At 70.9% G+C, this 21,112-nt stretch carries 12 protein-coding genes; 4 read left to right on the plus strand and 8 right to left on the minus strand.

The genetic code is table 11. The features are described 5' to 3' along the window. Positions 1-13: 13 nt before the first annotated feature. The 6 genes from C5C17_RS08905 to C5C17_RS08930 form a co-directional block, all read right to left on the minus strand. On the minus strand, positions 14-1,060 hold the full coding sequence (locus tag C5C17_RS08905) for a hydroxymethylglutaryl-CoA reductase (protein ID WP_104253046.1): 1,047 nt from the start codon (positions 1,058-1,060) through the stop codon (positions 14-16). Continuing rightward, positions 1,057-2,142: a type 2 isopentenyl-diphosphate Delta-isomerase gene (fni, locus tag C5C17_RS08910; protein ID WP_104253047.1), complete on the minus strand. Its 1,086-nt coding sequence runs from the start codon at positions 2,140-2,142 to the stop codon at positions 1,057-1,059. Before fni ends, C5C17_RS08905 begins: the two co-directional genes overlap by 4 nt. Beyond that, entirely contained in the window at positions 2,135-3,223 is a 1,089-nt protein-coding gene (locus C5C17_RS08915; protein ID WP_104253048.1) for a phosphomevalonate kinase, read from the minus strand. The genes fni and C5C17_RS08915 overlap by 8 nt, the downstream gene beginning before the upstream one ends. After that, positions 3,220-4,233, minus strand: a complete 1,014-nt coding sequence (gene mvaD / locus C5C17_RS08920; RefSeq protein ID WP_258066102.1) for a diphosphomevalonate decarboxylase — start codon at positions 4,231-4,233, stop codon at positions 3,220-3,222. The genes C5C17_RS08915 and mvaD overlap by 4 nt, the downstream gene beginning before the upstream one ends. After that, complete coding sequence (gene mvk, locus C5C17_RS08925) at positions 4,230-5,177, minus strand: mevalonate kinase (protein ID WP_104253050.1); 948 nt, start codon at positions 5,175-5,177, stop codon at positions 4,230-4,232. Before mvk ends, mvaD begins: the two co-directional genes overlap by 4 nt. Before the next feature lie 144 nt (positions 5,178-5,321). Continuing rightward, on the minus strand, positions 5,322-5,732 hold the full coding sequence (locus C5C17_RS08930) for a VOC family protein (RefSeq protein WP_104253051.1): 411 nt from the start codon (positions 5,730-5,732) through the stop codon (positions 5,322-5,324). Between the two features lie 51 nt (positions 5,733-5,783). On the opposite strand from C5C17_RS08930, the gene C5C17_RS08935 reads away from it, so the two are divergent. Next, on the plus strand, positions 5,784-6,140 hold the full coding sequence (locus tag C5C17_RS08935) for a DUF1905 domain-containing protein (protein ID WP_219820494.1): 357 nt from the start codon (positions 5,784-5,786) through the stop codon (positions 6,138-6,140). A gap of 35 nt (positions 6,141-6,175) precedes the next feature. Here the strand turns inward: C5C17_RS08935 and C5C17_RS08940 are convergent, their stop codons facing one another. Continuing rightward, positions 6,176-6,748: a TetR/AcrR family transcriptional regulator gene (locus C5C17_RS08940; RefSeq protein WP_104253210.1), complete on the minus strand. Its 573-nt coding sequence runs from the start codon at positions 6,746-6,748 to the stop codon at positions 6,176-6,178. Between the two features lie 69 nt (positions 6,749-6,817). On the opposite strand from C5C17_RS08940, the gene C5C17_RS08945 reads away from it, so the two are divergent. Next, the gene (locus C5C17_RS08945; RefSeq protein ID WP_104253052.1) at positions 6,818-7,411 is read left to right on the plus strand and encodes an NAD(P)H-dependent oxidoreductase; all 594 of its coding nucleotides are present in this window, start codon (positions 6,818-6,820) and stop codon (positions 7,409-7,411) included. Here C5C17_RS08945 and C5C17_RS08950 read toward each other — a convergent pair. Further along, positions 7,375-10,143, minus strand: a complete 2,769-nt coding sequence (locus C5C17_RS08950) for a rhomboid family intramembrane serine protease (RefSeq protein ID WP_104253053.1) — start codon at positions 10,141-10,143, stop codon at positions 7,375-7,377. The genes C5C17_RS08945 and C5C17_RS08950 overlap by 37 nt on opposite strands. 119 nt (positions 10,144-10,262) lie before the next feature. Here C5C17_RS08950 and C5C17_RS08955 point away from each other — a divergent pair, with 119 nt between their 5' ends. Together C5C17_RS08955 and C5C17_RS08960 are read left to right on the plus strand one after the other, a co-directional pair. Further along, positions 10,263-10,490 (plus strand): hypothetical protein, encoded by a 228-nt coding sequence (locus C5C17_RS08955; protein ID WP_104253054.1) that lies wholly within the window; start codon positions 10,263-10,265, stop codon positions 10,488-10,490. A 104-nt stretch (positions 10,491-10,594) separates the two neighbouring features. Continuing rightward, positions 10,595-21,097 carry a non-ribosomal peptide synthetase gene (locus C5C17_RS08960; protein WP_258066106.1) on the plus strand — a complete coding sequence of 3,501 codons (10,503 nt, stop codon included), beginning with the start codon at positions 10,595-10,597 and terminating at the stop codon, positions 21,095-21,097. The last annotated feature ends 15 nt before the right edge of the window (positions 21,098-21,112 follow it).

Raw genomic sequence — 21,112 nt, forward strand, 5'->3', positions numbered from 1 at the left:
TTCCGCGCGTCGCTCAGTTAGCGGCGCGTTCCAGCTTGAGGTGCGAGGCCATCAGCTCGCCTTGGTTCGTCTGGGCGGCCATGAGGGAGAGCTCGCCGCAGAGAACGGTTGCCGCACACAGTACGGCCAGTCGCCGAGCGTTCGCTCCGGGCTCACGATCTTCCTTGCATCCCAGTCGTGCGAGGTTCGCCTCGATGAAATCGAGCCCCTTGCCGTTGCCGACGCTCCCGACGATGAGGTTGGGCAGCGTGCAGGAGAAGTAGAGGTCCCCGTCGCGCACCTCGGCGTGGGTGATGCCCTGCGAGCCTTCGACGATGTTCGCCGCATCCTGCCCCGTGGCGAGGAAGAAGCCGAGGAGCATGTTCGCGTAGTGCGCGTTGCCGGTCCGCAGTCCACCCGCCAGCATCGTGCCGATGAGGTTCTTGCGCACATTGAGCTGCGCGATCTTCTCGGGGGTCGACCGCAGCCACCGTTCGACGGTACGCCGCGGGAGCACGAGCTCCGTCACGACGTTCTTGCCTCGTCCCAGGATGCCGTTGACGGCCGTGGCCTTCTTGTCTGAGCAGAAGTTGCCGGAGATCGACTCGTACCGCAGCTCAGGCCAGCGGCGCAGGATGAAGTCCATGAGCCGCTCCGAGGCGAGCGTCACCATGTTGTGGCCGGAAGCGTCGCCGGTGGTGAGCTCGAACCGAAGGAAGAGCAGGTTGCCTGCGATCTGCGCGTGCAGGTCGATGAGGCGGGCGAAGCGACTGCTCGTCGCGACCACCTCCTGCAGCAGGTGCATGTGCGCCTGGATCTCGTGCAGCGCCTTGAGCGCGACTCCAGCGTCGTCTGCCTCGAAGAGCACCGAGCGGCTCATGCGCTCGTCGATCAGGGTCGCCTTGATGCCGTCCGGCACGAGCATCGACATCTTGGCGCCTCGGCCGACCGACGGCCACAGGGGCTGCTCGTAGGTCGCGAGCGGCACAAGCTGCTCACCCTCCATGACGTTTCCGGTCACGCGGACTGGGCCCACCCACTTGAGCGGAACGGGTGCGTGGTCGAGGAGCTCGGTGCTCATCGCTGTCCTTTCGATGGGAGGGTGCCGCGCCCGCGGGCTCGCGAGACGACGGCCGGGTCGATGCCGCGGGAGGCGCAGAACTCGAGGAGCGCGCCGTGGAGGATGAGCTCCTGCTGCCGCAGGGCCGCCGGGGTGGGGGCCCCGAGCATGGTCTGCAGCGCGGCGAGCTGATCCCGCCAGGAGCGGATGTGCTCGACGAGCGTCTCCAGGCCCTCCTCGACGAGCACCTCGAGGAAGTGGCCCGAGACGCCCACGGCTCGAGCCCCGAGGGCAAGCGCCCTCAAGACGTCGAGTGGCGTTCGCACGCCACCTGAGGCGAGCAGGACGGGCGTGGGCGAAGTGCTGGAGTCTGCCTCGATGAGCGCCTCAGGGGTCGACTGTCCCCAGCCGACCAGCGACGCGTAGTCGCCCAGGCGTCGTCTGGAGTTCTCGATCTTGGCGAAGTCGGTGCCACCCCGGCCGCTGACGTCCGCGTACGACACTCCGAGCTCGGCGAGGCGCGCGAGCGTCTTCGAGCTGAGTCCGAATCCGACCTCTTTGACGATGACCGGAACGCCGACGCGCTGCACGATGGCCTCGATGGCCCCCGGCCATGCAGCGAAGTCCCGGTCGCCCTCCGGCATCACGGTCTCCTGCACCGAGTTGATATGGATCTGCAGCGCGTCAGCCTCGAGCAGATCGACGGCGCGCTGAGCATCGTCGGAGCTGACGGTGGCGTTGACGTTGGCCATGACGAACCCGTTCGGGTTCTCATCGCGGATGACGCGGAAGCTGGGTGCCGTGGCGGCATCCTTGAGATAGGCGGAGAGCGAGCCCGCGGCCATGGCGATGCCCGTCTCGCGAGCCGCAACCGCCAGGTCGCGGTTGATGGCCCCGGTGCGCTCGCTGCCGCCCGTCATGCCGTTGAGGTAGAACGGCACAGGCCAGCTGGCACCGGCGACCTCGACGGCCGTCGAGACGGACCCGCGGTCGACCCCGCCGAGGGCGTGGTGCACGAAGCGCACGTCGTCGAAGTCGTTGCGCGTGATGCCCGACCGCTGCTCGAGGGCCAGGTCGACGTGCTCGTCCTTGCGGTTACCCATGTTCGCGAACTCCAACTCGACGGTGCGGAATGACGTGCAGGTCCAGGACCTCGATGCCAGCGGCGCGCCACGCGGCGTCGAGTGCCTCGTCACGGGCCGGCGCCAACGCGATTCCGCAGTCGCCGCCACCTGCCCCCGAGGTCTTCGCCGGTATCCCGACGCCGCGAGCCGCGGCGATGAGATCCAGCAGCGCGGGGGTGCGGATGCCGATGCCGCTCAGCTCGTCCAGCGCCTCGAGGTTGTCGGCCGCGTCGCGGATGGCCAGGAGGGCGTGCTCGACGCTGTCGGCTCGGACCGCCGCGACGAGGGCCGCCGTGATCCTGTCGCTCTCGCTGAGGAAGGTCGCGTACTCGGTGCTCGAGCGCCAGTCCCCCGCGTGGAGCGTGCCGACGAGCTCGGCCGTCGAGGCTGGTGCTGAGGTCCACCCCACGTGCAGCACCATGGAACCCGGATCAGGCAGCGACTCGAGCACGAGCCCTGGCCAGGTCTCGTTCAGGCTCGCCTCGACCCCGCTCGCACGACGCAGCTCGCGCACGGCGAGGCGGTCGGGCGACGCGTAGTGCACCCATCCCCCGAGGGTGCTCGTCGCGATGTCAGCGCACGAGGCGGCCGGGCGCAGCTCGATCGTCGCGAGGGTTGCGAGGCGGAAGACCGCGTCGTCGTCGAGGCCGAGACCGTGGTGCTCGGCGACGGCGCGCACGGTGACGACGGCCACCGCGCCGCTCGATCCGAGTCCGAACTTTCGGCCGTGCTCGTCGTCGAGCTCGCTCTCGATCTCGATCGCGAACGGCGAGGTCTCGATCCCCCGCTCGCGTGCGAGCTGGACCACGACGCGGATGCACTCCCGCACGAGCTCGGCACCGGGCGCGTCGATGGAGACCGAGTCGCCTTCCATGGTGATGGGCATCGGGGTCGGCCCGAAGTGCCGCGAGCGGACAGTGCTGCCGTCGCCGCCTTCGGCGGCACTGAGGCGGGCGCGGATGAGCCTGGAGACTCCCACGATCACGGCGTGCCTGCCTGGTTCGACAACCGCGTACTCGCCGGTGACGAAGAGCTTGCCCGGGGCTTCGGCGACGATCACCGCGTGGCTCCGCGGGCAGCGGGGGCGTCGTCCGCGTCATCCGGACCCGAGACGGCCACACCGGGACCCGATTCGGCGATCACGAACTCGATGCCTGGAGCTGCCGCAGCGAGCGCGGCGCGGACCGCGGGGGCATCAGCGGAGCGGCACAGCGTCTTGACATTCGGGCCCGCGTCCATGGTCGCGTACGCCTCAAGGCCACCGCGACGGAGCTCTGCCACGGCATCGAGCAGCGCCATGCTGCCCGCGGTGAGGTATCGAACGGGCGGCACCGCGCCGAGCATCGCCGCGTGCATGCGGAGGGCGTTGCGCTCGGAGATCTCGCCGACCTCCGTAAAGTCGCCCCGGCGCAGCGCGTCGCGCATGAGGGCCAGCTCGGTCGGGTTCGTCTCGACCCACGGAGCGTTGTACGGCGAGGTCTCGACCGTGCGGCGCATGGCGTCCCTGCTGGAGATCGGCTTCGCCCCGGCGTTGACGATGCCGAGCACCATGGCTGCGTCGACGTGCGCGTCGCTCACGGGCTCCGCGTAGGAGCTGAGGTCGTCAGTGCCGGCGTTCCAGACGGCGAAGCCGCCGAAGATCGAACGCGAGGCGGATCCGGAGCCACGCCTGGCGAGTCGCGAGAGGTCGCGGGACGAGAGGTCGAGCCCGTACGCCGCCGCAGCCGCGGCAGCGAGGGCTGCGAAACCGGAGGCCGACGACGCCAGGCCTGCTCCGGTCGGTCCGGCGTTGCTCGTCTCGACGCACGCGGCTCTGGAGCTGCCGGCCAGCTGTCCGACGTGGTCGAGGAACCTGGCCACCTTGACGGACGCCGCCTGCGGCATGGGGGCGCCGTCTTGCAGGACCTGGTGCTGCTGGCCGTCGGCCGCCAGCGTGACGGTCGTCGTGGTCGGGTAGACGGCGAGCGTCAGGGAGAGGCTCGAGGTCTGCGGGATGATCAGCGCCTCGTCGCGCTTTCCCCAGTACTTGATGAGCGCGATGTTCGGGAAGGCGACGGCGGTCGCCCTCACAGCGGGGTGCCCGTGCTGGTGATGCTCCAGGTCTGGATGGCCCCCGCGCCCTGCAGTGCGCCGGCGACCGCCGCCGCGTTGCCGCGCTCGACGACCGCCACGATGCATCCACCGAGGCCGCCGCCGGTGAGCTTCGCGCCGAACGCCCCCGCCCCCACCGCGGCGGCCACGAGGTCGTCGAGAGCCGGATGGCTCACGCCAAGCCGCGAGAGCAGCTCGTGTGCGTCGGACATGCGGACGCCGAGCGAGCGAGGCGCGTTGGTCTCGAGGTCGGTGATGGCCAGGTCGGAGAGCTCTCCGAGGGTGTCGATGATGGTCATCGTCGCGTCGTGGTCGCGCTCGAGTGAGGTGCGCACGTCATCGACGGCCTGTCGCGTCGAGCCGTGCACGCCCGTGTCGGCGATCACGAAGCACGCGTCCAGCGCGACGGGAACCGGCACGGCGCTGGCGTTCTGGAACCGAATGGGCGACGGGATGGTCGTCGCCAGCGCATCGAGTCCGCTCGGCTTCCCGTGCGCTACCTGCTCCGCCAGCTGGACGAGCGCGAAGTGCTCGCCGCCGGAGAGCGTGACGTTGTGGAGTCGCGAGACAGCGTCGACGATGGCTCCGGCCGCGGCGGCGCTCGACCCGAGGCCGCGCCCGAGCGGGATGTTGCCCCGGACGGCGACCGTCAGCCCCTCGAGCTCGCCGCCGATGGCCCTGAGGGTCTCCTCGATCGCCGTGCGTGGCGCCTCGACGATCTCGGGAGCAGCAGCAAGCGGACCCGTGTAGTGATCCGACTCGAAGCGGGACTCCGTGCCCTCCCGCCACGCGGTGGCCCGCATGCGCATGGCACGAAGCGGAAGCGCGACGGCGGGCTTTCCGTAGACGACGACGTGCTCACCGAAGAGGATGAGCTTGGCGTGCGCGCTCCCGCGCCCGACGGCTCGTCCGATCCGCGGCAACGCCGAAGTATCGAGAGAAGCAAGCGACGTCACGTCGAAACTCGATGGCACCAGGGTCACTCACCTCGCAGTAGGTCGGCGTCAAGTGTACGGCGCAGTCACGCCGATCGCATTTCCCCCCACACCGGAGGAGGAAAAGCCCCGTCAGCTTCCCAGGATGTTGACCATCCACGCGATCCCGAAGCGGTCGACGAGCATTCCGAACGTGTCGCCCCACGGCGCCTGCACGAGGGGCTGCTCGATCTCGCCGCCATCGGCGAGCTTCTCCCAGTAGCCGCGCAGCTCGTCCGCCGCATCACCGCTGATGGAGATCTCGACCGTTCGTCCCGGGTTGGGCTCGATGAACGACGGGGTGTCCGACGCCATGATCGTGAACCCGCTCGTGGTCGTGAGCTGGCCGTGCATGATCTTCTCCGACTCGGAAGGGTCCATGGGCATGCCCGAGCCGCCGAAGGTGCTCATGACGAGCTCACCCCCGAACACCTCCTTGTAGTACTCGAGCGCCTCGCGCGCGTTGTCGATGAGGTGGATGTAGGGGTTGAGGATGGCTGCCATGGTCCGGCCTTTCGTTCTCGCAGACGACGAGCGTCATCGCCTGGGTCGATCGTGGCACAAGCCACCGACATTTCGATCCATCTCGCGAGAATCCCGCGGAACAATCCGGTCATCGAATTCACCGCCACCATGAGCCTCTCCGGCAGGAACACCGGCATCGAGCTGCCGGTGGACGTCATCGGGCGCTTGGGTGCAGGCAGGAAGCCGCCCGTCATCGTGACCGTCAACGGGGACACCTACCGGAGCACCGGCGCGGTGATGGGCGGACGCTTCCTCATCCCCTTCAGTTCTGACAAGCGCAAGGAGACCGGAATCGAGGGCGGCGACCCCATCACCGTGGTCCTTGAGATCGACGCGGAGGCGACGCGCGAACGACGGGTCGTCGGCGTCGTCGAGTCGCTCGCCTGATCCGAGCCTCACATCGAGACCATGACCGAGGCGCTTCAGCGGCGGAGCGACTCGGCGATCGCAGGCCTGATCTGGGCGCGGGTGAGGTGCCCCGCGATCACCAGGTACGCGAGCCCCTGCATGGTCGCCCAGAGGGCCGTCGCACGCGCCTCGACTCGCCCAGCGTCAGCCTCGGGGTCGAGCCCCGCCGCCGCATCGCCGAGCGTGTCCTCGAGCTGCCTGATGAGCGGGGCCATGGTCTCGCTCGGGGAACCGGGCACGCAGACGTCGGGGTCGTAGATCAGCGTGAACGCGTGCGGGTTGTCGACAGCGAACTCGACGTAGGCGGCACCGAGCGCAAGCGCGCGCTCCTGCGCGTCGAGGCCTGGCGCATCCGCGGCCAGGAACTGGTCGACAAGCCGCTGCATGCTCACTTCGCCGAGCCGCTTGAAGAGTCCGGTCTTGTCGCCGAAGTGGTGGTATGGCGCGTTGTGGCTGACGTCCGCCTCTCGCGCCAGCTCGCGGAGGCTGATCGACGAGTGCGGTTTCTGCGCCAGCAGCTCGACGCCGGCTGCCTCGAGGACGGGGCCGAGGTTGCCGTGGTGGTAGGGCGCATCCGATCTTGACATGAGCAACATTGTAGCTAGGCTGACTCTCGTCATATCTTGACACTGTCCACTTCAAGGCCTGGAGCCAGCATGCACACCCTCGTCATCGACGGCCATCCCAACCCGAACTCCCTCAGCGCGGCACTTGCGAAGCGCTACGCGAACGCGCACGGCGACGCCAGGGTCCTCGCCGTGCGAGACCTCACGTTCGACCAGAACCTACGCTTCGGCTACACCAGGCGGCAGGAGCTGGAGCCCGACCTGCAGGAGGCCTGGGCCGCGATCCAGGCGGCGGCGCGGATCGTCCTCGTCACCCCGGTCTGGTGGGGCTCCGTGCCGTCGCTGCTGCAGGGGTTCTTCGACAGGCTCCTGCTCCCTCGCATGGCCTACGACGCCTCGGGCATGCTCCCCAAGGGCCTCCTCAAGGGACGCAGCGCGCGCATCATCCTGACCGCGGACAGCCCGGGCATCTACCTTCGTCTCACCGGCAACACGCCCGTCCGCCAGCTCAAGACCCATGTGCTCGGCTTCATCGGCCTCTCGCCCATCGCGGTCACGCGCTTCTCCCCCGTCAAGACCTCGACGGCGAAGAAGCGCGTGCAGTGGCTCGACGAAGCGGCCGCGCTCGGCGAGAAGGACGCCAGACGCTACTTGCCGGCCCCGAGTCCTGCTCTGATGAGCTGACCGGTCGTCGCGGTCGGGAGGTACGCACGGGTCAGGCCGATGCCGATGCGCGGCAGGTCAGCCTCGTCTCGGTACAGCAGGTACATGGGCTCGTACCTCGGGTTGAACTTCGTCTTGAAGTTGTGCAGCGATGAGAACCCGTAGAGCGGTTCGAGGATCTCCGAGACCTGGCTCAGCACCTGGTCGAGCGCGGTCGCCTGAGCTTCACCCGACCCGGCCAATGGTGCTCCCGACAGCGAGGCGAAGGCCGCGCCCTCATCCCGGAAGGCCATCGCCGACGAGATGATGAGGAACTCCATGACGGGCTTGAAGCCTCCGTCACGTCGACGCATGAGGTCGAGCGTCCAGCCCCGGACCTCGCCATCACCGCCGTACACGGGCAGCCACGAGGTGACCCCGTGCACGCTGCCGTCGTCGTCGATCGCGATGCCGAGCCGCACGGCCGGGTCGAGCGCCTCGTCGACGCCGCCGAGCGTGAAGCCCATCTCGGGCAGCCCCTTGTCGCCCACCCAGTCCTCGGAGATCGCGCGCACCTGTGCGAGCACAGCCCACGGCTCCTCGGCGAGGGTCGTCATCTTGAAGCGGATGCCTTCACGTTCGGCCCGGTTCACGGCGGAGCGGACGGGCTGCCACGGCTTGCCCTTGAGCTCGAGACCGGGGAGGTCGATGATCGTGTCCTCCGCCACCTGGACGCGCTGCCAGCTCGACGGGGCGGCGTCCACAGTCGCCTGCGTCGCCGAGAAGAACGCCGGCGTGTGCCCGGCGAGCTCGGCGCGGGAGGCGAAGTCATGGATGAGGTCGCTCAGCTCCGTCGCCGGCGCGACGGGGTCGCCGAGGGCGAGCGCGACCCCCGAGTACTCCTGGTAGGCGATATAGCCGTCCTTCTTGGGACTCATCAGGTAATGGTTTCGGGGCCAGAGCGTCATCCAGGAGATCGTGCTGCCCCCGACTCTCGGGAGGATCTCGCGGGCCTCCTCGACCGTTCCTCGCCGGTCTCCGGAGATCGAGTTCTTCGACGGGCGCACGCGCACGGCGAATGACCTGCGGGCGACGACGAGGAAGAGCACGACGAGCACCCAGAGCAGCGAGCCCGTGAAGTTCATGGTCAGACCGTCGTCGAGGCTGCCGGACGTCGCGACGTCGAGGACGATGAGCGCGAGCTCGAGCAGGTTGAAGATGCCGAGGGCGACTGCGATGATCCACGCGAAGCGCTGTCCTCTCCTGATGCCGTTCGCGACGAGGAGGATGACGACGACGTCGATCGCGACGCCGACCCAGGTCTCGGTCTCAGCGGTCGACTTGCCGAGCGGCCCGTCGAGCGTGAAGAGAGCGGCGACGACCTGCGCCGCACCGAGGCCGATGAGCGCCGTGAAGGCGATGAGGCGGTCTTCGCGCGTGCTTGTTGCGAGGCCCGTCTTGCGGTGCCGCTGCACGGCGTAGATGGTGAAGATGACGGCGACCGGGAGGAAGTGCTCGAGGTCTGCGAGGTCACCCACGTAGAGGAGGCGCAGGGAGACGAGCGCCCCGAGCGCGAGCCCCAGTCGCAGGCGCCATGGCGGTCGGAGGACCCAGACGAGGGCCGCGGTCAGTGCGGCGATGCCACCGGATGCCCCCACGTCGAGGCTGCCCGCGAGTCTGGTCGCCCATTCCCACCCGGTCGGGGCGAGCGCGGCGACGATGGCGAGCGTGCCGAGCACGGCGAGCGCCTGACCGGCGAGGAAGACCAGAGCGGTGCGCTTCCAGCCGAAGCGGAACTCGAAGACTCCGCCGACGATGAGCAGCTGCACGATGAGGAGCGCGTAGTGCCAGGCGCCGTTGCCGAGCAGCGACCCCGTGATGGGAGTCCACCACATGCCAGCTTCGAGCGGCGGCAGCCCGAAGGCCACGTCCCCGTACCAGGGCTGCGCTCGTGACAGGTGCCACATCGCGCCGGTGGCGACGCCTCCGACGATGAGGACGAGGACGAGGATGGTCGTGAACGGAGCACGACGAGCGAACGTGACGAGCGGGCGGACAGCCGCCCCGACTGCGTCGCGGACCGCGGCACCTCCCGGGGCGGTCTGCTGCGCATCCTGGGCGGCGGGGATGAGCAGGTCGAGCTCCTGCTCGGTCTCGCTGCTCGCATCCGCCCCCTCAGGTCGGTTGCGCGCTCGGTACACGACGACCGCGACGATGACGATGACCACGACGACGGCGACGGCGAGCGCGGCCCAGCCGAACGCGTGGATGAGCGCGAGAGCGCTCTTCCCGAGGGCGACGGTGACGGCGGTGACACCGGCCGCCCAGGCGACGCCGCCAAGGGCGTTCGCGACGAAGAAGCGTCCGTACGGCATGGCCATGGCACCGGCGAGGGGGCCCGCGAAGACGCGGAGCAGCGCGATGAAGCGACCGAAGAAGACGGCGTACGCGCCCCATTTCTGCATGAGCCCGACGGCGGCGTTGATCCGCGCGACGCTGAAGTGCTTCGGGAAGCGCTGCGAGAGGTAGCGCAGCAGGCGCGCGCCCCAGCGCTTGCCGATGTAGTAGCCGATCGAGTCGCCCAGGATGGCGCCTGCGGCCGCAGCGGCGGCGAGCAGCCACGGGTCGATTCCCTCGTTGGCGAGGCTCATGATGACCGCGGCGATGAGCACGCTCTCGCCAGGGAGGGGCAAGCCGAGACTCTCGAGCGTGACGATGACGGCCACGAGGAGGACAACGAGCAGCGGGGGGATAGCTATCAGCCAGTCGAACACGCGTTCAGGCTAGCTGTGAAACGGCCGAGAGGGCCCGCATTGTTGCCAAACCGCCGCCAGATGGGTTCCGAACGACTCCTGTGACCAACCAGGCACACAGCGAACTGAGGAGCAAGACAATGAAGAAGACGACGACGCGCACCATCGCCAGCCTCTCCACGGCCGCGGCCCTCTCTCTCGGCGCAGTCGCCCTGACGACCGCCCCCGCGAGCGCAGCCGACCTCGCACCCGCGAGCTCCGTCTCGACGACGGCGAGCGGCGCGCTCATCAACGGCCCCCTCATCGACGGCCCCCTCATCGACCTCGGCGGTCTCCTCAACTCCCTGCAGATCGGCCAGTTCCAGTAGCGGCCGCGCCTCCGTCTGAGGGAGGCCAGCAGCGGCGACCAGCCGCAGCACAGCAGGAGACCAGGTGCCGAGGGAGACCTCGGCACCGCTATGAGGAGCGCACAGTGACGAAGGCCAGCCAGCAGACGCAGACCAGTCAGCAGACCCCGAGCGGCCAGCAGGCCCCGAGCAGCCAGTGGGCCGAGAGCCGCCAGCACGGTGACGGAGCGGTGGCGGATCGCCTCCGCCTCACCCCGGCGCAGCTCGGCATCTGGTACGCCCAGCAGCTGGATCCCGACAACCCGAGCTACCAGATCGGTCAGTACCTGGACCTCCGGGGGCAGCTCGACGAGCGCCTGCTGCGCATCGCGTTCACCAAGACCGTGGCGGACCTGGACGCGATGAGCCTCGTGCTCGCCGAGGACGGCGACGGCGACGGACCGTACGCTGTCATCGAACGCCCATCGCCCACCGCGGACCTCCTCTCGGTGACGGACCTGCGCGAGCACGGCGAGGAGGCGGCCGTCGAGGTCGCCCTCGAGCGCATGGACCGCGAGCTCGAGACGCCCAGGTCGATGACGGGACGCGACCTGCTCGGCACGACCCTGTACCGGGTCGCGGACGCTCGCTGGCTGCTCTTCCAGCGTGTGCACCACGTGCTCCTCGACGGCTACTCCGCCGTCGTGGGCCTCCGCTACCTCGCCGGCGCGTACACCCGGCTCGAGAAGAGCGCCCCTCGCGGAGTGCTCGGCGCCCTGCTCGCCGGCCCGATCGCGCACCTCGCCGCGCGCACCGCGTCTCCCCTTCCCGGACTGCCCGAACTGCAGGCCCACCTCGACGAGTACGCGGCCTCCGATCAGCACGCGGCCGACGCCGACTACTGGCGCGAGCAGCTCGCCGACGACAGCGTCGTGACCGGGCTCGAGGGAACCACCGGCCGGGCGGCGACGCACGTCGTGCGCGTGTCGACGAGCATCCCGGACGCCGACGCCCGGCGCCTGCGCGCGCTCGGTCGCGACATGCCGAAGACGGCGGTCGGGCTGGTCGCCCTCTACCTGTCGAAGATGACCGGCCAGGTTCGGGTCTCACTCGGCCTCCCCGTCACGGCGAGGCGCGGGAAGGTCGCGAAGACCACCCCGTCCATGCTGTCGAGCATCCTGCCCCTTCGCGTCGACGTCGCCCCGGGGCTGAGCCTCTCCGAGGTCATCGCCAACGCCGGCAACGCCGTGCGCGGCGCCGTCGCGCACCAGCAGTTCCGGGTCGAGGAGGTCGCGCAGACGCACACCCTCGCCGGCCCCTCCGTCAACCTGCTCCCCGTCATCGACGAACTCGTCTTCGGCCGCGCCCGCGGCACCGTCAACATCCTCTCGACCGGTCCGGTGCACGACCTGTCGGTCGTCATCTCCGGGCTGACGAGCGAGGCCGCCGCGCCAACGCTCCAGCTCGAGGGCGACGCCGAGCTCTACACGGCCGAGGTCCTCGGCGAGCATGCGGGACGGATGCTCGAGCTGCTCTCGCAGGTGCTCGACGACCCCAGCACCACCACCGTCACGGACGCCAACGTGGTGCGAGCGGACGAGATCGCCGGACTCCTCGAACAGGGCTCCGGCGACGACGTGCCGATCGGCCAGGAGTCGGTGCTGCGCGCGTTCTCGAAGGTCGCCGCGGTCCGCGACACGGCTCCCGCGGTCGTCGCAGCTGACGGCACGCTCACCTTCTCGGAGCTCGACGAGCTCTCCACCCGCCTCGCGCACCACCTCGTCGGCGAGGGCGTCGGTCCCGGACGAACGGTGGCGGTGCGCATCGAGCGCAGCAAGCACCTCCCGATGCTCGTGCTCGCCGTGCTCAAGGCTGGTGGCGTCTATGTCCCCCTCGACCCCGAGTACCCCATCGACCGCGTCGGCAACATGATCGAGGACGCGTCGCCCGCGCTCCTGCTGACGAGCAGGGCGCAGGAGCAGCGCGACCTCGCCGATGGCGCATCCTGGCGCGTCGCGACCCTGCCGATCGACGCCGACACCTCCATCGCCTGGCGCAAGCGGTCCGCCGACCCGAGCGGTCTCGCGCCCGTCTCCCCCTCCGAGCTCGCCTACGTCGTCTTCACCTCGGGAAGCACCGGACGCCCCAAGGGCGTCGGGGTGGACCGCCTCGCGCTGCGCAACCTCTTCGAGCACCACCGCGCCGAGATCTTCGACCCGGCAGCCGAGCGCCTCGGTCGGCCCGTGAGGGTCGCCCACACGGCCGGACTCTCGTTCGACGCCGCGTGGGACCCGCTGCTGTGGCTCTTCGCCGGCCACGAGCTGCACCTCGTCGACGACGACGTGCGCCGCGACCCGCAGCGCCTCGCCGCGTACCTCGCCGAACAGGGCATCGACGCGATCGAGACGACCCCGTCGTTCGCAGAGGCGCTCATCGCGGGCGGCCTCTTCCAGCAGGATAGGTACCCGACCGAGATCGCGCTCGGCGGGGAAGCCGTCGGGCCCGCCCTCTGGGACGCGCTCGCGGCCCAGCCGGACGTCTCCGCCCTCAACCTCTACGGCCCCACCGAGACCACCGTCGACAGCCTCATCGCGCCCATCGTGCAGGGCTCGGAGCCGCACATCGGCAGCTCGGTGCGCAACACGCGCCACTACCTCCTCGACGCCTCCCTCACCCCGGTGCCGGACGGCGCCATCGGCGAGCTCTACCTCGCCGGCGCCAACGTCGCGTCCGGCTACGTCGGCCAGCCCGGCCTCAGCGCCGAGCGCTTCCTCGCCGACCCGTTCGCCGGCGACGGCACCAGGATGTACCGCACGGGCGACGTCGTCCGTCGCCGTCGCAGCGGCTCGCTCCGCTTCCTCGGCCGCATCGACGAGCAGGTGAAGATCCGCGGCTACCGGGTCGAGCTCGCGGAGGTCGAGGCCGCGCTGCGCAGGCAGCCCGGGGTCTCAGCCGCCGCCGCGATCGTGGTGGGCGACGGCGCATCCGCCCGCATCGTGGGGTACGTGACCGGTGAGCGCCAGCAGGAGAACCTCGCGGCGCAAACGAAGGCCGCACTCGCCGCCGACCTGCCCAGCTACATGGTCCCGAGCAGCGTGCTCGCCCTGAGCGAGCTGCCCATGACCCCGAACGGCAAGCTCGACCGGCGGGCGCTGCCAGCCCCAGAGCAGCGCCCGAACGACCCGGTGCAGCAGCCGCGCACACGCGCCGAGCGCCTCACCGCAGAGGCCTTCGCCGACGTGCTCGGCATCGCCTCGATCGGCGTCGACGAGGACTTCTTCGGCGCGGGCGGCCACTCCCTGCTCGCCACCAAGCTCGCCTCGCAGCTCACGGAGCGCCTCGACCGGCAGATCACGGTGCGCGACGTCTTCGAGCGTCCGACCGTCGCGGGTCTCGCCGCGCTCGACGACGACAGCGCCGACGCCGCCCGCGCCCTCCCCCTTGCCCCGACGCCCCACGGCGACGAGCTCCAGGTCTCCCTCGCCCAGCGGCGCCTGTGGTTCCTGAACAGCCTCGAGCCAGGCTCCAGCGCCTACAACATCCCCATCGTGCTGCACCTCGATGGCAGACTCGACGAGGCGGCGCTCCGGGCCGCCTTCCGGGACATCGCAGAGCGCCACGAGCCGCTGCGCACGGTCTTCCCCTACGTCGATGGTGAGCCGAGGCAGCGCATCCTCCCCATCGACGCCGGCGCCCCCGCCTTCACCTCCGTCGACGTGCCAGAAGAACGGGTGGACGACATCGTCCGCCAGGAGTCGCTGCGCCCCTTCGACGTGACCCGCGAGGTGCCGCTGCGCGCTGTGCTCCTGCGCACCTCGCCGACGAACCACGTGCTCGTCGCGACGATGCACCATATCGCCACGGACGGCTGGTCGCTCGCCCCCTTCGCCGCCGACCTGTCCGCGGCCTACTCGAGCCACGTCGCGGCGGCCGCCGGCGAGAGGAACGCCTCGCCCGACGAGGTGCTGCCAGAGCTCCCTGTCTCCTACGCCGACTACACGCTATGGCAGCGGGAGTCGCTCGGCTCGGAGGACGACCCCTCGAGCGCCATGAGCACGCAGCTCGACTTCTGGCGGCGCACGCTGGCAGACGCACCCGACGAGATCGCCCTGCCTCGAGACCGCGAGCGCGGCGCGCGGCGGAGCGACATCGGCCACCTCGCCTTCGAACTGGATGCGGAGCGCCACCGCGCCCTCCGCGACGTCGCGGCGCAGCACCGGACGAGTCTCTTCATCGTCCTGCACGCGGCAGTCGCCGCGGCGCTCGGCCAGCACGGCGCCGGCAAGGACATCGTCGTCGGCACCCCAGTGGCCGGACGCGTGGACCCGAAGCTCGAGCGACTCGTCGGATTCTTCGTCAACACGGTCGCGCTGCGCACCTCGCTCGCGGGGAACCCGACACTCGGCGAGCTCATCGAGCGCGTGCGCGTGGGCAACACCGAGTCCTACGCCCACCAGGACGTGCCCTTCGATGCCGTCGTCGATGCCCTCCGGCCGCCGCGAGTGGCCGACCGCCACCCCGTCTTCCAGGTGCTCCTCACGCTCCAGAACACCGAGGCGGCGAAGCTCGACCTCGGCGAGGTCGTCGTGACCGTCCCGAGCCAGGTCACGACCGCGGGCGTCAAGACCGACCTCATGCTCGACTTCTCGACCCCGGCCGGCGACGCAGGCCCGCTCGAGGCCGCCCTCGCCTACGACCTCGCGCTCTTCGACGAGTCGACGATCGGGCGGATGCGCGACACGGTCGACCGCATGCTCTCCGCAATGATCGACACCGTCGACCTCGCCCTCTCCGATCTCCCGACCCTCGACCGGGAGACCCAGCAGCGGATCGACGCGCAGGCCCACGGCGAGCGCCTGCCGGTGGACGGGACCATCCTCGATGAGCTCGCCACGAGCATCCGCCGCCTCCCCGGAGAACTGGCCCTCGAGGACGACGCCGAACGCCTCACCTTCGCCGAGCTCGGCGAGCGCATCGACGCCGCGGCCCGTGGCATCGTCGCCTCTGGCGTTCGCCCGGGAGACCGAGTGGCCATCGCCCTGCCCCGCTCCGGCGACGCCGTGACGCTCGTGCTCGCCGCGCTCCGCAGCGGCGCTATCGCGGTGCCCGTCGACATCGACTACCCGGATGCCCGCATCACGCAGATCCTCGACGCCAGCACCCCCGTTCTGCTCGTCGCGGCCGACGAGGCGCGCCTCAGCTCCCTCGCCGGCTCCACCGGGACTCGGACCGTCGACCCCACCTCCCTCGTCGAGCTCGGCTCCGGCGAGCCGGAGCTCGACCTGCCCGCCCCGCCGCTCCCCGAGCAGCCCGCCTACCTCGTGTTCACGTCCGGCACCACCGGTGCCCCCAAGGGCGTCCAGGTGCCGCACTCCGCCCTCGCGAACGTCCTCACACAGCACCTCCACGCGATGATCTCCCCACTCCTCGAGCTCCTCGGCGGACGCCCGCCGCGCGTGCTGCACGTGGCCGGCCTCGGCTTCGACGCCGCCTGGGACCCGATCCTCTGGCTCGCCGCGGGGTCGAGCCTCGTGATGGCGTCCGACGCCACGCGGCGCAATGCCGACGAACTGGTGCAGCGCGTGTCCGGTTCCTCGATCGACGTGCTCGAGACGACGCCGTCGTACGTGCGCCAGCTCATCGGCACCGGTCTCCTCGCACAGAGCGCCGAACGCGAGAACCCGCTGCTCGTCGCCCTCGGCGGAGAGGCCGTCTCGGCCGATCTGTGGGACGCCCTGCTCCGCGCGGACAGAGTCGAGGCATGGAACCTCTACGGCCCGAGCGAGTTCGCGGTGGACTCTGTCGTGACCCGCCTGACCGAGCCGGGAGGGGTCCGCATCGGCCGCCCGGTCGCCAACGTGACCGCTCGAGTGCTCGACGACTACCTTCGCGACGTGCCGGACGGCGTGCCGGGTGAACTCCACCTTGCTGGCGCCTCCGAGGCCCACGGCTACCTGGGACGCGCCGCCGAGACGGCGAGCGCCTTCATCGCCGACGCCTCGGGAGACGGCACCCGCCTCTACCGGACCGGCGACATCGTCCGCCGCCACCCCTCCGGCGAACTCGAGTTCCTCCGACGGGACGACGACCAGGTGAAGCTCCGCGGCTACCGCATCGAGCTCGGCGACATCGAGCGCAGCCTCGAGCGCACGCCAGGCGTCGAGGCCGCCGTCGCGACGATCCACGCTCCGGCAGGTCCGGACAGCGCGAGGCTCGTCGCCTGGGTCGCCGGGGCAACCGACGCCGACGCCGTCCTCTCGCTCGCCCGCGCCGCGCTGCCCGAGTACATGGTTCCTGCCACCGTCACGGTGCTCGAGCGGCTCCCGCTGACCCAGAACGGCAAGGTCGACGTCGCCGCGCTCCCCGCGCCGGAGTCGGCAGCAGGATCCCGCGCGCCCGAGACGGTCGACGAACGCAGCATGTGCGAGGCGTTCGCCGCCGTCATCGGCCTCGAGGAGGTCGGCCTGGACGACGACTTCTTCCGGCTCGGAGGGCACTCCCTGCTCGCCGTGGCGCTCGCCGGTGAGCTGCGCCAGCGCTTCGGCACCGCCCCTCCCCTGCGCGCGATCTTCGACGCACCCACGCCGGCCGGCCTCCTCGCCGTGCTCGGCCGCACGGGCGAGCACCCGGTGGCCGGACCCGCCGACAGGCCGAGCTCGCGACCACCGCTCCACGAGTGGACCGCGGCCAACCCGCGCGTCGACGGCGAGCCCCTGCCGCTCTCACCCGGCCAGGCGCGCCTCTGGTTCCTGAACCAGCTCGCCCCCGAATCCGGCGACTACAACGTCGTGCTCAGCGCTCGCCTCGACGGCGACCTCGACCTCGAGGCGCTGTCCGGCGCCGTCGACGACCTCGTCGCGAGGCACGAAGTGCTGCGCACCACGTACCCCGAAGTCGATGGGGCTCCGGTGCAGCGCATCCACGAACCCGCTGCCGGTGTGCTCCAGCACGAGCCGGTCGACGCATCGGCCGGCTTCGACCTGACGAGCCAGCTTCCCCTGCGCGCAGGCCTGACTCCCGCCGGCGATGAGTCGTGGCTGCTCGAGCTCGTCCTCCACCACATCTCCACCGACGGCGCCTCCCTCGCGCCGCTGGCGCACGACCTCGCCACGGCCTACACGGCACGTCGCAGCGGCTCGGTGCCGCTCCAGCGCCCGCTGCCCGCTCAATTCGCCGACTTCGCGCGCCTGATCCAGGCGATCGGGGCGCCAGCGGATGAGGCAGACCAGGTCGCGGCGTGGACCGACCACCTCGAAGGTGCCCCGTCGGTGCTGCAGCTTCCCGCCGACGGCACGCGGACCGCCCAGACCGCGCAGCCGGCCGGCCAGCTCGAATTCAGCGTCCCCGCGGAGGTCGCGAGCGCGCTCGGCTCCGTCGCAGCGGGCCGGTCGGCGAGCGCCTTCCACGGCTGGCTCGGCGCGATCGCCGGCTTCCTCGCACGGACCGGTGCCGGCACGGACCTCGTCATCGGGGCCCCCTCCGCCGGTCGGCAGGACGCCGACCTCAGCGACCTCGTCGGATTCTTCGTCAACACGCTGCCACTCCGCGTGCAGCTCGACGACGAGGCGACGCTGGCCGATGCCGTCGAGGCGGCACGCACGGCCGCGCTCTTCGGCATCGACCACGAGCAGGTGCCGTTCGAGCGCATCGTCGAGGCGATGGCCCCGGAGCGTGTCCTCGGACGCCACCCGCTCTTCCAGACGATGCTCGCGGTCGAGGAGCACAGCGCGCTCCCCCTCGCCCTGCCAGGAGTCGCCGTGACCCCGGTCGCTCCGGAGAGCACGGGCGGCGCGAAGTTCGACCTTTCCTTCACGCTGCGGGGTGCGGAGGCCGGGGCCGACGTGCCGGGCGTGCTCGAGTACAACTCGGCGCTCTTCAGCGCAGCCGCGGCCGGCGGCCTCGTCGAACGGCTCCTCGGCTACCTCGCGGCGGCCACCTCGACACCGGATGCGCCCCTCGAGACGATCCAGGTGCCGGGCACGCCAGGGCGCCTCCAGGCCTGGCCCCTTCGTGCGGAGAGTGACGGCGGCACGAGGTTCGAGCCGAGCACCGTGCTCGACGCCTTCGCCGCCTCGGCCGCGCGCACGCCCACGGAACTTGCGGTCGTGGCCCCGGACGCGGTGCTCGACTTCGGCGCGCTCACAGCTCGCATCGACCGGCTCGCTGGCGCGCTCCGCCGACGCGGCGCGGGCCGCGGCGACGTCGTCGCCTACCGCCTGCCGCGCTCGGTCGACACGGCCGCCGCACTGCTCGCCGTGTGGCGGGCGGGCGCCGTCGCCATGCCGATCGACCCCGAGTACCCGAGCGAGCGCGTCGACGCGATGCTCGAGGCCGCAGATCCGGCCGTCGTCCTCGACGGCGGACTCGAGGAGCTGCTGGCTGACGGCGCCGCGGAGTCCGAGACCGCCGGATTCCCCGACGTGTCGCTCGACGACCCGGCGTACCTGATCTTCACCTCGGGAACGACCGGCGTGCCGAAGGGCGTGCAGGTTCCCCACCGCGCCCTCGCGAGCCTGCTGCGGAGCCACCGCTCGACCCTCATGCCGGATGCGGTGACGCGTCGCATCCGCGTGGCGCACACCACAGGCGTCGGCTTCGACGCCGCCATGGACCCGATCCTGTGGCTCGCGAGCGGACACGAGCTGCACGTCGTCGCCGACGACGTTCGTCGTGACCCCGAGGCGCTCGTGCAGCTGTTCGCGGATCGGCGCATCGGCGCGTGGGAGACCACCCCGAGCTACGTCGAGGCGCTCATGACGCAGACGCGGCTCGAGAGCTGGCTCGACTCCCTCCCCGACGCCGACGGGTTCACGATGCTGCTCGGAGGCGAAGCGATCACCGCTGAGCTGTGGACCTGGCTGCGTGGACGAGCGACGGTTCGCGCGTGGAACCTCTACGGCCCGACGGAGGTCGGCGTCGACTCGATGCTCGCGGAGGTCGCCGAGACGGCGGCCCCCTCGCTCGGGGCGACGACGGGTGATGTCGTCGGCTACGTGCTCGACGCACACCTGCGCCCCAGCCCAGTGGGTAGCGTCGGCGAGCTCTGGCTCGCCGGCACCCAGCTCGCCGACGGCTACACGGGCCGGTCGGAGGCCACCGCAGAGCGCTTCGTCGCCGACCCGTTCGCCCGCGACGGCAGCCGCATGTACCGCACGGGCGACCTCGTCGTCGTGCGGGATGCGCTCGACGCCGAGCCGAGCCGAGTCGTGTCGCTCGGCCGCAGCGACGCCCAGCTCAAGATTCGCGGCCACCGCGTGGAGCCGGAAGAGCTGGCGCGGGTGATCGGCGCTCAGCCAGGTGTCGCCAACGCCGTGGTCCTGCCCGTCGAGTCGGCCGGGCAACTCGCGCTCGGCGCCTGGATCGTGCCGAGCGAGCCGGGCATCGCGGACGGCGAGCCGGACGCAGACGGCGAGGCCCGAGCGCAGCTCGCGAGCCGAGTGCTCAGTGCCGTGCGCGGCGCGGTGCCCGACTACATGCATCCCGTGGGCCTCGAGCTCATCCCGAGCATCCCCCTCACCCCGAACGGAAAGCTCGACCGGGATGCGCTGCCGCGGTTCCAGGCGACGGGCGGGGCAGGTCGCGAGCCGAGCACGCGGGCCGAGCTGGCGGTCGCGGCGGCCTTCGCCGAAGTGCTTGACGTCGAGGATGTGCGGGCTGACGACTCGTTCTTCGCGCTCGGCGGCCACTCGTTCGTGGCGCAGCCGACCATCCGCGCCATCAACGTGGCCCTCGGCACCGAGCTGCCCGTGCAGGCAATGTTCCAGGCGCCCACCGTCGAGGGGCTCGCTGCCCTCGCCAGCAGCGGAGGCGGCGACATCGCGGAGAGCCTCCGGGCGATCCTGCCGTTGCGGCCAGCCCGCGACGACGGCGCCCCGGCTCCCCAGGAACCGCTGTTCGCCGTGCACCCCGCCAGTGGGATCTCCTGGAAGTTCGCCGGGCTGCTCGCGCACCTCGATGGCGACCGCCCGCTCTATGGCCTCCAGCTGCCGGGCATCGCCCCGGACGACGGGGAGCAGACCGACCACGAGACGCTCGCCGAGCTGCTCGACGAGTACGTGGACGCGATGAAGACGGTGCAGCCGGACGGCCCCTACCGGCTCGTGGGCTGGTCGTTCGGCGGCCGCCTCGCCCAGCACCTCGCCGCCCACCTGCAGCACCGCGGCGACGAGGTCGCGCTCCTCGCGATCCTCGACGCCTACCCGACCGAGCACTCCTCGGTCGCGGGCGTCGATGGCGGCGACCGCATGTGGCGCGCCTTCCTCGATGCGAACGAGGTGGAGGCGCCAGCCGACGAGCTGGATGCGGATGCCGTCCGCGCCCTGCTCGCAGGGGCAGGCAATCCGCTCGCGGACATCCCTTCGGCCAGCATCGAGCGGATGGTGCGGGGCTTCCTGCGCGTGGGCGCCCTCCTCGACACGACACCCGTGCCGACCTTCCACGGCGACCTGCACGTCTTCGAGGCGAGCGTCGATGTCCCGTCCGACAGGCCAGGCCCCGACGCCTGGGCGCCGCACATCACCGGCACCGTGACCTCGAGCCCAGTGCAGGCGCGCCACTCCGCGCTCCTCGACGAACCCTCCCTGCGCGAGGTCGCTCCGGAGCTCGACCGCCTCATGTCCGATTCACACGCGCGATTCCCCAACCGATAGCGAACGGGCTCCGAA

The organism is Pseudoclavibacter sp. RFBA6 (assembly GCF_002931575.1).
In the GTDB taxonomy this organism is placed as follows: Bacteria; Actinomycetota; Actinomycetes; order Actinomycetales; family Microbacteriaceae; genus Pseudoclavibacter; species Pseudoclavibacter terrae.

Coding starts and splice junctions, on each gene's coding strand:
- C5C17_RS08945 (WP_104253052.1), top strand. CDS start 6,818: ATGCACACCCTCGTCATCGACGGCCATCCCAACCCGAACTCCCTCAGC.
- C5C17_RS08955 (WP_104253054.1), top strand. CDS start 10,263: ATGAAGAAGACGACGACGCGCACCATCGCCAGCCTCTCCACGGCCGCG.
- C5C17_RS08930 (WP_104253051.1), bottom strand. CDS start 5,732: ATGGCAGCCATCCTCAACCCCTACATCCACCTCATCGACAACGCGCGC.
- C5C17_RS08940 (WP_104253210.1), bottom strand. CDS start 6,748: ATGTCAAGATCGGATGCGCCCTACCACCACGGCAACCTCGGCCCCGTC.
- C5C17_RS08905 (WP_104253046.1), bottom strand. CDS start 1,060: ATGAGCACCGAGCTCCTCGACCACGCACCCGTTCCGCTCAAGTGGGTG.
- fni (WP_104253047.1), bottom strand. CDS start 2,142: ATGGGTAACCGCAAGGACGAGCACGTCGACCTGGCCCTCGAGCAGCGG.